At 64.5% G+C, this 11,712-nt stretch carries 9 protein-coding genes; 3 read left to right on the forward strand and 6 right to left on the reverse strand.

The genetic code is table 11. The annotated features are described in order from the left end of the window. Positions 1-37 precede the first annotated feature (37 nt). Genes parE through metC form a run of 3 tightly spaced genes read right to left on the reverse strand, consistent with a single transcriptional unit; the run spans position 38 to position 4,645 of the window. Positions 38-2,122, reverse strand: a complete 2,085-nt coding sequence (gene parE, locus HNP47_RS02860) for a DNA topoisomerase IV subunit B (RefSeq protein WP_184278225.1) — start codon at positions 2,120-2,122, stop codon at positions 38-40. Then, positions 2,097-3,443, reverse strand: a complete 1,347-nt coding sequence (locus HNP47_RS02865) for an O-antigen ligase (protein WP_184278227.1) — start codon at positions 3,441-3,443, stop codon at positions 2,097-2,099. The genes parE and HNP47_RS02865 overlap by 26 nt, the downstream gene beginning before the upstream one ends. 23 nt (positions 3,444-3,466) lie before the next feature. Further along, positions 3,467-4,645 (reverse strand): cystathionine beta-lyase, encoded by a 1,179-nt coding sequence (gene metC / locus HNP47_RS02870; RefSeq protein ID WP_184278229.1) that lies wholly within the window; start codon positions 4,643-4,645, stop codon positions 3,467-3,469. A 104-nt stretch (positions 4,646-4,749) separates the two neighbouring features. Between metC and HNP47_RS02875 the strand changes: the two genes are divergently transcribed. Both HNP47_RS02875 and HNP47_RS02880 read left to right on the forward strand, forming a co-directional pair. After that, complete coding sequence (locus HNP47_RS02875) at positions 4,750-5,817, forward strand: amino acid ABC transporter substrate-binding protein (protein ID WP_221414896.1); 1,068 nt, start codon at positions 4,750-4,752, stop codon at positions 5,815-5,817. A 33-nt stretch (positions 5,818-5,850) separates the two neighbouring features. Then, complete coding sequence (locus HNP47_RS02880; protein ID WP_184278231.1) at positions 5,851-7,173, forward strand: dicarboxylate/amino acid:cation symporter; 1,323 nt, start codon at positions 5,851-5,853, stop codon at positions 7,171-7,173. Between the two features lie 2 nt (positions 7,174-7,175). On the opposite strand, the gene sseA is transcribed toward HNP47_RS02880, so the two are convergent. The 3 genes from sseA to HNP47_RS02895 are packed head-to-tail and all read right to left on the reverse strand — an operon-like array spanning position 7,176 to position 10,707. Next, positions 7,176-8,000: a 3-mercaptopyruvate sulfurtransferase gene (sseA, locus tag HNP47_RS02885; RefSeq protein WP_184278233.1), complete on the reverse strand. Its 825-nt coding sequence runs from the start codon at positions 7,998-8,000 to the stop codon at positions 7,176-7,178. Next, a complete protein-coding gene (locus HNP47_RS02890) occupies positions 7,997-9,217 on the reverse strand; it encodes a cyclopropane-fatty-acyl-phospholipid synthase family protein (RefSeq protein WP_184278236.1) in 1,221 nt (406 codons plus the stop codon). The genes sseA and HNP47_RS02890 overlap by 4 nt, the downstream gene beginning before the upstream one ends. Before the next feature lie 32 nt (positions 9,218-9,249). Further along, positions 9,250-10,707, reverse strand: a complete 1,458-nt coding sequence (locus tag HNP47_RS02895; protein ID WP_184278238.1) for a deoxyribodipyrimidine photo-lyase — start codon at positions 10,705-10,707, stop codon at positions 9,250-9,252. Between the two features lie 111 nt (positions 10,708-10,818). Between HNP47_RS02895 and kdsA the strand changes: the two genes are divergently transcribed. Further along, positions 10,819-11,697: a 3-deoxy-8-phosphooctulonate synthase gene (gene kdsA / locus HNP47_RS02900; protein ID WP_026108227.1), complete on the forward strand. Its 879-nt coding sequence runs from the start codon at positions 10,819-10,821 to the stop codon at positions 11,695-11,697. Positions 11,698-11,712: the final 15 nt, after the last annotated feature.

Here is an 11,712-nt window from a genome sequence, read left to right on the forward strand (position 1 = left end):
TCAGGGGTCGCCTTGCGTTGGAAGGGCGGCGAGGCCCCTAGACGTCGAGTTCTTCTTTCACGAACTGAGCGTTTTCCTGAATGAACTGGAAGCGCGCGTCGGCGCGCTTGCCCATCAGGCGTTCGACTAGGTCCTCGATGCTGGCCTCGGCGTCGGGCACCGTAATGCGGGCCAGGGTGCGCTTCTTCGGATCCATGGTGGTCTCCTTCAGCTGGGAGGCCATCATTTCGCCCAGGCCCTTGAACCGGCCGATCTCGGTTTTCTTGCCCTTGAACACGGTCGCCAGCAGTTCGTCGCGGTGGGCGTCGTCGCGGGCGTACTCGCTCAAGGGACCGGCGCTGATGCGGTAGAGCGGTGGCAGAGCCATGAACACTCGTCCCTGACGGATCGTCTCAGGCATGACGCGGTAGAAGAAGGTGATCAGCAGGGCCGCGATGTGGGCGCCGTCCACGTCGGCGTCGGTCATGATGACGATCCGCTCATAGCGCAGGTCGTCGATATTGAACCGGTTGCCGGGCTGGACGCCCAAGGCCAGGGCCAGGTCGGACAGTTCGACATTGGCGCGCAGCTTGTCGGCGGTGGCGGAAGCGACGTTGAGGATTTTGCCGCGCAGGGGCAGTATCGCCTGGGTGGTGCGGTCGCGCGCCTGTTTGGCCGAGCCGCCGGCCGAATCGCCTTCGACGATGAACAGTTCGGTGCCCTCGGCGGCCTGGCGGCTGCAGTCCGACAGCTTGCCGGGCAGACGCAGCTTGCGGGTGGCGGCGGCGCGCTGGACCTCCTTGTCCTTGCGGCGGCGCAAGCGCTCTTCGGCCCGATCAATGACGAACCCTAGCAGGGCGTTGGCCTGTTTCGGACTCTCGGTCAGCCAGTGGTCCAGAGGGTCGCGCAGCAACTGCTCCACGATCCGCGCGCCCTCCGGCGAGGACAGGCGATCCTTGGTCTGGCCCTGGAACTCGGGATTGCGGATGAAGACGCTGATCAGGGCGCCGGCGTTGGCGATGACGTCCTCGGCCGTGATGACCGAGGCGCGTTTCTCATTGGTCAGTTCCCCGTACGCCTTCAGCCCCTTGACCAGGGCCGCGCGGAATCCGGCTTCGTGCGTACCGCCGTCGGGTGTGGAGACGGTGTTGCAGTAGGACTGGATAAAGCCGTCCGCCTCTCCGAAACCGGCGGGCGACCAGGTGACAGCCCATTCGAAGGCGCCCGCTTCGCCTTGACGCTCAGCGCGGCCGGCGAAGGTCGGGGTGACGGTCTCCAGCTGACCGATGCGGTCGATCAGGGCGTCGGCCAGGCCGCCGGGGAAGTGCAGACTGGCTTGGGCCGGCGTGGCGTCGGTGATCCGCTCCGGCGCGCAGGTCCAGCGGATCTCTACGCCCCGAAACAGATAGGCCTTTGACCGCGCCATGCGGAATAGACGAGCAGGCTTGAAGGCCGCGCCCATACCGAAGATTTCGTCGTCGGGCTTGAAGCGGATAAGGGTGCCGCGCTTCTTGGATGGACCGATCTGCTGGATCGGGGCCAGGACGTGGCCCCGGCTGAAGGCCTGTTTCCATTCGAAACCGTCGCGCCAGACGGTGACCTCGACGCTTTCGCTCAGAGCGTTGACGACCGAGACGCCGACGCCGTGCAAACCGCCAGACGTTTCATAGGCTTTGCCGGAAAACTTGCCGCCGGAGTGCAGGACCGTCATGACGACTTCCAGGGCCGACTTGCCGGGATGCTTTGGATGTGGGTCGACCGGAATGCCGCGACCGTCATCACGCACCGACAGATAGCCGTCGGCGTCCAGATCGACGGTGATCAGCTTGGCATGCTTCGCCACCGCTTCGTCCATGGCGTTGTCCAGGACTTCGGCGAACAGGTGGTGCAGGGCGCGCTCGTCGGTGCCGCCGATATACATGCCGGGGCGTTTGCGAACGGGTTCCAGCCCTTCCAACACCTCGATGGAGGAGGCGGAATAGCCGGTGGCGGCCGCCGTCGTGGCCGTGGCCTGAACAGCAGGCGGCGCGGGCGTGGGGACGATAGAGGGCGCAGCCGCAGGCGGAGCTGCCACAACAGGCTTGGGCGGCTCGGGTTTGCGAGCTTCGGGTTCGTCGTCAAAAGCGAAGAGGTCGGCGGCCATTCACATAGTCTGAGGCGATTCGGGACCGGGTCTGGTAGGCCCGTGAGGCCGGTCGAGCAAGCGGCGCACGAACCGGGGCCGGATCGAAGGTCACGGCGCGAGCCATAATCGCCAGCATCAGGATCCACGGCAGGTTGGCGTGGGTCAGAAGAACGCTCTCTGAAAGGCTCAAAGCGGTGAAGGCGGATAGATAGGCGATGCTCCAATAGCCTTCGCGCGCACCGAGGCCGTTCGTGCGCGCGATGACGAAGATCGCAGAGAGCGCCATGATGGCCCCTACCGCCACCGCGCCGGGCCAGCCCAGTTGAACGAGCAGATCGATCCAGCCGTTGTGGGCGGAAGGCACGGGCCATTGGGTCTCGATGCGGATCTCGCGCGCGGGGATCGAGTCCACGCCCCAGAAGGCGCTGAAGCCATATCCGGTCCAAGGGCGCTCAGCGACCTTCCGCATCAAGGCCTCCCAGATCAGGGTGCGGCCTGTCAGCGATGGGTCCTTGCCCAGCGCCTCCAGGATAGCGGCGGAGTCGGAGTTCCACAGCCAGGTTGCGCCCGCTGCAATGATGACGGCAAGCCAGATTCCAATGACGGTGATGACGGCGCCGCCTTGTTTCAACGCCCACCATCCGCCGATCATGCCCAGGCCCAGGCCCCAGCATAAAAGCGATGTCTTGGATTGGGTGGCGAGCACCAGAAGCGTGGTCAGACCCAATGTCAGCAGGCAAATCCAGAACCGATGGCTGCGTCCGGCGATATGATCGGCCGCCAGTGTCGCAGCGGCCGAGACGGCGCCGATGACCATGACCAGCCCCATCTGGTTTTTCTCGTACCAAAGACCGCGCCACAGGCCGGCGTTGTCGAACTGGTGGACGCCCACCTTGGGATAGCCGAACACCATCATCAGGCTGCCGACCGCCATCACAAGACACGTGTACATCAGGACGCGCGGCAGGGCGTCGTCACGGAAGCGGGCGCCCAGATAGACGGCGAAGGCGCTGTTGATCGCCATGGCGATGACACGGCGCTCCGTGACCTCGGGATCGATGGACCAGTATTTCGAGACGAAACACAGGACGACCAAGGCGAACATCATCAGCCAAGCGGGCCAGGCGCGGATGACCTTGTCGAAGCGAAAGACGATAAGGCCCGCGATGACGGCATAGACGGGCAACCAAATGAACCGCAGGATCGGCGTCTCGACCTGGGTCGGCGCGATGACGGGCGCGATAAGGGCGCCGGTCAGCATGAAGACGACAAAGCCGGCCGCCCACTGTTCCCACAGCGGCGGCGAATCATCCTGGATCTGAACGGGCGGTTCACGCACGGGCGCACAGTCCTTTGCGGCGCTTAAGGAACCGTGAGCGCGGCCGCGAAGGCAGCGAGACCTCGTTCCAGATCGGCGATCAGGTCGGAGGGGTCTTCCAGACCGACATGGAGGCGGATCAGTTCGCCCTCAAGCACGGGCGGATGATCGCGATAGGCCATCTGATGGGTCTCGTGGGTGATCAGACTTTCGAACCCGCCCCAGGAATAGCCCAGCCCGAACAGGGTCAGAGCGTTCAGGAAGGCCTCGCCCGCCGCCTTGTGACCACCCCTCATGACCACGCCCATCAAAGACGCGCCGCCTGTGAAATCTCGCCGCCAAAGATCATGACCGGTTGAGCCGGGCAGGGGCGGGTAGAGCACGCGAGACACCTCGGGCCGGGCTTGCAACCATTCCGCCACAATCAAGCCTGACCGCGCCTGTTCGCCATAGCGCAGCGGCAAGGTCCGCAGGCCGCGCAGCGCCAGCCAGGCGTCGTCGGGCGAGACATGCCAACCGAGATCCTCAATGGTGTCGCCGATGACGCGCAGGCAGGTGGGATTGTTCGAAGCGATACTGCCCATCAGCACGTCCGAATGACCGCCGACATATTTGGTGACGGCCTGAACGCTGACATCCACGCCATGGGCCAGCGGGCGATAGGCCATGCCAGCGGCCCAGGTATTGTCCACCACCGTCAGCACGCCTCGCGCGCGGCAGGCCTGGGCCAGGGCGGCGACATCGACCATTTCGAATGTCAGAGAGGCTGGCGACTCCATCAGCACCAGCCGCGTGCGCTCGCCGATGGCGGTGACAGCATCCCGCGCGTCGGCGTCTGCGGGCAAAAAGCGGGTCGTGACGCCGCGGGTCGATTGATACCGGCTCAGGAACCGACGCGTCGGACCATAGACGGCGTCTGTCGTAATCACCTCATCGCCCGGTCTCAAAAGCGCCAGTAGCGGAACCGTGACGGCCGCAAGACCCGACGGAACGAGGAAGGCGTCCTTTGCGTCCTCCAGATCGGCCAGGGCGTGGCGAAGATCGCGGGCAGCGCTGGTTCCGCTGAGCCCATAGGTCGGTCCGTCGGTCTCGTCGCGCATGACGGCCGCACTGTCGCTCAACATCGTCGAGGCGCGTTCGATCGGGGGATTGACGCCGCGTCGACCCTGGCCGCGTCGCGTGGCGGCGGCGATCAGGCGGGTGCGGTCCGAAAGCGGCGACATGGCCCCTCCGATGGGTTGCGGATCGGCCCCTAAAGGCCTCTAAAGCCAGCGGGGCGCAAGCGGCGAGGGATAGGAACGCGATGCGGTGCTGGACGATCGGAGCGATGGCCGTTGTGCTGATGACGACGGCTTGCGGGCGCAAGGACGCCAGCCCTGCGTCGGAAACCAGCCCCGCCACGCCCGCGCAAGCGTCTTCGACTGCGGTCGCAAAAAGCCCGACGCTGGCCGCCATCAAACGCCGCGGCCGCCTGAATTGCGGCGTGCATCAGGGGTTGGTCGGCTTCGCCTACACCGACAATCGCGGCCAGTGGCGCGGCTTCGACGTGGACTTCTGTCGCGCGACGGCGGCGGCGGTGCTGGGCGATGCTGAGGCGGTGCGGTTCGTGCCTCTGTCGGCGTCTGATCGTTTCACGGCGCTAAACGACGGCCGCATCGATGTCCTTTGGCGCAACTCATCCTGGACCATGAGCCGCGACGCGGGCGAGGGCTTCGTCTTTGCCGGCGTCAACTATTACGACGGCCAGGGCTTTCTGGTCCGGCGTTCGCTGAACCTGAACAGTGCGACAGAACTAACCGGCGCGCGGGTTTGCGTTCAGTCGGGTTCGACGTCCCAGGCCAACGCCGCCGACTATTTCCGTTCTCGCGGCATCGACTATCGGCCCGTCGTGTTCGAGACGGAGGAAGCGGCGCGCGACGCCTATGGCCGTGAAGATTGCGACGCGTTCAGCGCCGACATCTCTGCGCTAGCCGCCGCGCGGACTGTGCTGACCAATCCCAACGAACATGTGATCCTGTCCGACGTGGCGTCCAAGGAGCCGCTGGGGCCGGTGGTCAAGGCGGGCGACGAACGCTGGGCCTCGACCGTCCGCTGGACTCTGAACGCCCTGATGCTGGCCGAGGAACTCGGCGTCACCAAGGCCAATGCTGAAGATCAGTTCAAGATGACGACGGACCCACGCGTGCGACGTCTTTTGGGCGCCGATGGCGAGTTCGGACCCATGCTGGGGCTGTCGAACGCCTGGGCCAAGGCCGCCGTGGGTGCGGTCGGGAACTACGGCGAGATTTTCGAGCGAAATCTCGGATCGCAATCGGCGCTCGACCTGGCGCGCGGTTTGAACGCACAATGGAACGCGCGCCCGGCCGGCTTGATCTATGGCCTGCCGATCCGATAAGCGCCGACGCTTGCATCGCTTCCTGGGGGACAGATGACCGAGACGAAACGCGGCGGCCTTGCGCTGCATTGGCTGATGTTGATCGGTTTCGCGGTCGGTCTGATCGGGGGATTGCTGGTCAATCTGACGCTCGGAGCGGATACGGCGTGGGTGGTCTGGCTGACGGACAACGTCACCGGACCGCTGGGCCAGATCTTCCTGCGCCTGCTGTTCATGATGGTGATCCCGCTGCTGTTCTCGGCCCTGGTGGTCGGGGTGGCCGAGATGGGCGATCTGAGCTCGCTGGGCCGGGCGGGAATCAAGACCCTGTTGTTGACCATTCTGGTGTCCAGCATCGCCGTGGTGATCGGCCTGGTGATGGTCAATGTGTTCCAGCCTGGGCGAGGCGTGGATCCGGTCCTCGCGCAGCAACTGCTGGACCAGGGACGTGACGGCGCGGCCGGTATCGTCAGCGGCGCGCCCGAAACCATCCAGCTGGGTGATTTCTTCCTCGACCTGATCCCGTCGAACGTCTTCACCGCGGCATCCGAGAACCAGATCCTGCCGGTGATGGTGTTCGCTCTGTTCTTCGGCATCGGCCTGGTGATGGCCAAGTCGCCTGCGACCGACCGCTTGCAGCAGGTCATCGAGGGCATGTTCGAAGTCACGATGAAGCTGATCAACCTCTTCATCAAACTGGCCCCCATCGCCATCGCCTGCTTGATGTTCAACCTGGCGGCCCTGTTCGGCTGGGACCTTTTGGTGCGTCTCGCGGCCTATGTCGGCGTCGCGGTGGGCGCGATGGCGATCCACATGTTCGTCGTCTATCCGCTGGTGATCTGGATCCTTGGCGGCCGGTCGCCGATCGCCTTCTTCAAGGGCGTGCGCGAGCCGATGGTGGTGGCCTTCTCGACCGCTTCATCCAATGCGTCTCTGCCGGTGTCGCTGAAGGCGGCCGAGCAGGAGCTGAAGCTGCCGCGCAAGATCGCTCGCTTCGTCCTGACGGTCGGCGCCACCGCCAACCAGAACGGCACGGCCCTGTTCGAAGGCGTAACGGTGCTGTTTCTGGCCCAGTTCTTCGGCATCGACCTGACGATCACGCAGCAGGTCATCGTCATGCTGGTCTGCATTCTGGGCGGCATCGGCACGGCCGGCGTGCCGGCCGGTTCGCTGCCGGTCGTGGCGATGATTCTGGTGATGGTGAAGGTGCCGCCGGAGGGCATCGGCCTGATCCTAGGCGTCGATCGCTTCCTGGACATGTGCCGCACAACCCTGAACGTCACGGGCGATTTGGTTCTGGCGACTGTCGTTTCGCGCGGCGAGGAAGACGAACCTTTCGACGCCGACGTTGTCGTCCCCGTGGCGCCGCCGGCCTGATCTCACCCGGTTTCGACGGGGGTGTCCGTTCGGGCGCCCCATTCGGCCCAGGAGCCGTCATAGAGCCGCGATGGGCGGCCGAGTTCGGCCAGGCCCAGCGTCAGGACAGCAGCGGTCACTCCGGATCCACAGGTCGTGATGACAGGTCGGCCGATATCCACGCCGGCGTCCGCAAAGGCCTGAACCAGGGCAGCTCCACGCTTCATCGTGCCGTTGTCGTTTAGCAATCGGCCGTAGGGGAGGTTGCGTGCGCCGGGCATATGGCCGCTGCGAACACCGGCGCGAGGCTCGGGGGCAGCGCCCTTAAAACGCGGTGCGCCGCGCGCATCCACGACTTGGGCATCCTGGGCCAAAGCCGCGCGCACGTCATCCAACGAGGCGACAGCATCGGGCGCCATCTTGGCATGGAAGTCTTTTGCATCTGCGACTGAAGGCCCGGAGACGGTCGGCAGGCCGTCGTCACGCCAGCGCGGCAGGCCGCCGTCGAGCACCTGAACCCTCGTCGCGCCCATAGTCTTCAGCATCCACCAGACGCGCGCAGCCGAGAACAATCCGGTCGTGTCATAGACGACGATCTGATCGTCGATGGAGAGCCCCAGCGCCCCGACCGCCGCTCCAAAGGCCTCTGGCGTCGGCATCATGTGGGGCAAAGAGCTGCCGTGATCCGATGTCGCGTCCAGATCGAAGAAGACGGCGCCAGCGATATGGGCCTGCTCGAAGTCGGCGCGCGCGTCGCGACCGTCCAGATGCCAACTGCCATCGACGATCCTTAGATCCGGCGCGCCCAATCGCGCGGCGAGGTCCGTTGTCGAAACCAGCGGGCTCATGGGCGAGACAGGCTCAACTGGATGACGTCGGTGCGGCGAGAGCGGAAACCGGCCTCGCAATAGGCCAGATAGAAGTGCCAGAGCCGACGGAATCGTTCGTCAAAGCCGGAAAGCTTGCTGATCTCGCCCCAGGACGCCTGGAAACGCTCATCCCAAAGCTTGAGCGTCGCAGCGTAGTCGAGGCCGAACCGTTCCACCGACTGCCATGACAGTCCGGCTTTCGACACGACCGGCGCCAGCCGGTCTTCGGAGGGCAGCATGCCACCGGGGAAGACGTACTTTTGGATAAAATCCGTCCGGGCATTGTATTCGTCGAACAGGTCGTCCTGGATCGTGATGATCTGCAGTCCGGCCTTGCCGCCAGGTTGAAGGACGTCGTGAACCTTGCCAAAATAGGCGGGCCAGTACTCCATGCCCACAGCCTCGAACATCTCGATGGACGCCACCCGATCAAATCGACCCTGCACATCGCGGTAGTCGATCAGCTGAATATCGGCGCGGTCGCTCAGTCCCGCGTTGAACATGCGCTGGCGAGCGAAATCGTGCTGCTCTTTGGAAATCGTAATCCCAGTGACGTTGGCGCCGATCTCGCGCGCCGCAAACTCGGCGAAGCCGCCCCAGCCGCAGCCGATTTCGAGCACCGACATGCCCAGCCGAAGATCCATCATTCGGGCCAAGGCGGCGTATTTCTCGCGCTGCGCCGCCTCCAGTGCCTCACCATCGCGGCTGAAGCGAGCCGATGAATAGGTCATCGTCCCGTCCAGCCACTGGGAATAGAAGGCGTTGCCCAGATCGTAGTGGGCGTGGATGTTCTTCTTCGACCCGGTCTTGCTGTTGCGATTGGTGCGGTGGCTCAGCCAGTTGACCACCCACATGATCAGATTGCCGTCGAACAGACGCCGGATGTGATCGTAGTTGTCCACCAGGGTTTCGAGCAGGCCGGCCAGGTGCGGACTGTCCCACTCGCCCGCGATATAGCCTTCGGCGAAGCCGATATCGCCGGCCGCCAGCACGCGGCGCGCGAACTGGTAGTCGCGCACGGTCATCATACCGCTGGGGCCCGGCTGCTTGCCTTGAAGCACGTGGGTCTCGCCATTGGGCAGTTGCACCGTCAAGCGCCCGAAGGTCCAGTTGGCGGCCAGAAGCCGCAGCAACATGGCGAACACGCGCGGTGTTCGGCTGGCGACGGCTTCGATATCGGCGTGTGCGACGCTCATTTTTTGACTTTCAAAGCGGAATACAATGGGGGTCAATCACGGTCGCTGCGGTCGTCGCCACGGCCGGAAACGGTCTTCAGGGCAGCGAGCGCCCGGGCGCGACCCTTCTCGTGTTCGACGATGGGCTTGGGATAATCGCGCCCTAGAACGATTCCGGCGTCACGCAGCACCTCGGCGGGTGCGGTCCATGGCGACTGCAGCCAGCGGTCGGGCAGGCGGCGAAGTTCCGGCACCCACCGTCGCACATAACCGCCATCGGGATCGAACTTCTCGCCCTGCGTGATGGGATTGAAAATGCGGAAGAAGGGGGAGGCGTCTGCGCCAGAGCCTGCGACCCACTGCCAGTTCTGCACATTGCTGGCGCGGTCGGCATCCACAAGCGTGTCCCAGAACCAGGCTTCGCCTTCGCGCCAGTCGATCAGCAGATGTTTGATCAGGAAGGAGGCGACGACCATCCGAACCCGATTATGCATCCACCCTGTCGTCCAGAGCTGGCGCATACCGGCGTCCACCAACGGGTATCCGGTCCGCCCCTGTCGCCACGCCTTGAGGCTCGCGTCGTCTTTGCGCCAGGGCATGGCGTCATACTCGGGACGGAAGCCGCGCTCGGCGATGTAGGGAAAGTGGTGCAGCAGGTGCGCCGAGAACTCGCGCCAGCCGATCTCAGCAATGAATTTGTCGGCCTCCGACTCTGACACCTTGCCGTCTTTGGCCGCCTGTCGGGCGCGGTCAATCGCCCGCCAGGGGCTGATCTCGCCCCAGTGAAGATGCGGCGACAGGCGGCTGTTGGCGCCCTGCCGGTTGGGAAAGTCGCGATCCTTCGCATAGGTCTTCAGGCCGGATGGTATGAACCTGGACAAGGCCTGCGAGGCGCCATCCTCGCCGGGCGTCCAGTCGAAGCCCTTGGACCAATCCGGACAGTGGTGGTGCAGCTTCCAGCCGTCGAGGTCGTCGGATTGAACCGTTTTGGGCGTCTGAATTTGGCGCGGTCCCGTTGTGTGAGCCGGGGCCTCGGCCATGGCCAAGAGGGCTCTCAAGAACGGGGTGAAGACTTTGTACGGCTGGCCTGATCCGTTCAGCACAGCGCCGGGGCGGCAGAGCAGGGCGCCGTTGAAGCCAAGGCATTCGACACCGTCCGCCTTGAGCGTATGGGCGATCTCGGCGTCGTGCTCAAACGCCTCGGGTTCGAACAGGCGGTTGATGAAGACGGTGTCGGCATCGGTTTCGCCGATCAGCACCTGAAGTTGGTTCAGAGCATTGCCCTTGCGAAGAATCAGGCGCGAACCGCGATCTTGAAGCGTCGCATCCAGCGCCCTCAACGACTTGTCGAGCCACCAGCGCGACGCGGCGCCCATCGGCCGCTCGAAATGCTCGTCCAGAATATAGACGGGCAGGATTGGTCGTCCCGTCTCCGCCGCGCGGTCTAGGGCGGGATTGTCATGCAGTCGCAGATCGCGGCGAAACCACAGGATGATAGGTTTGGTGGCCACGTGGGCGAACTCCGTGATAACTTGCGCTCGTCCATTCAGAGCGCCACCTGATGGCCCAATAGCTGCGGCAAAAGCCGCCTCCACAACACCGAACGTCGAAAGAGCCGCCTCGTGAGCCGACCCAACGCTGTCATTACGTTGTCCGAAGGTCTTCGGACGCCTGTCGTCATCGGCGGCGGCGCGAGAATCGCTTTTATCGCCGGTCCTTGCCAGATGGAGAGCCGCCAGCACGCGCTCGAGACGGCTCATGCCCTGAAGGAAATCGGCGAGCGGCTGAACGTCGGCATCATCTACAAGACGAGTTTTGACAAGGCGAACCGGACCAGCGCCAGCGCTGCGCGCGGTATCGGTCTGAAAGACGCCATGCCGATCTTCGCTGAGATTCGCGAGGTCACAGGCCTGCCGACCCTGACGGACGTCCACTCCGAGGTTCAGTGTGGTCCGGTCGGCGAGGTCGTCGACGTGCTGCAAATCCCGGCTTTCCTCAGCCGCCAGACTGACCTGCTGCTGGCCGCCGCCGCCACCGGCAAGGCGATCAACATCAAGAAGGGTCAGTTCTTGGCTCCTTGGGACATGAAGAACGTCATCGCCAAGGTCGTCGGCGCCGGCAATCCCAACGTCATGGCCTGTGAACGCGGCGCCAGCTTTGGCTACAATACTCTGGTCAGCGATATGCGGGCGCTTCCGGTGCTGCGCGAGATCGGCTGCCCTGTCGTGTTCGATGCGACCCACAGCGTTCAGCAGCCGGGCGGGCAGGGCGCGTCGTCGGGCGGTCAGCGCGAGTTCGTGCCGGTGCTAGGACGCGCGGCGGTGGCCGTCGGCGTTGATGCAGTCTTTATGGAAACGCACCAGGACCCGGATAATGCGCCGTCGGATGGGCCCAACATGGTGCCGCTGAGCCAGTTCGAAGCCTTGGCCGCCGAACTGATCGCCTTCGACGACCTGGCCATCAAGATCGGGGCCAAGGCGCCGGTGGCGCAGGCCGCCTGAATCCTCTAGGTCGGA

The organism is Brevundimonas vesicularis, assembly GCF_014204545.1.
Taxonomy (GTDB): Bacteria; Pseudomonadota; Alphaproteobacteria; order Caulobacterales; family Caulobacteraceae; genus Brevundimonas; species Brevundimonas vesicularis_B.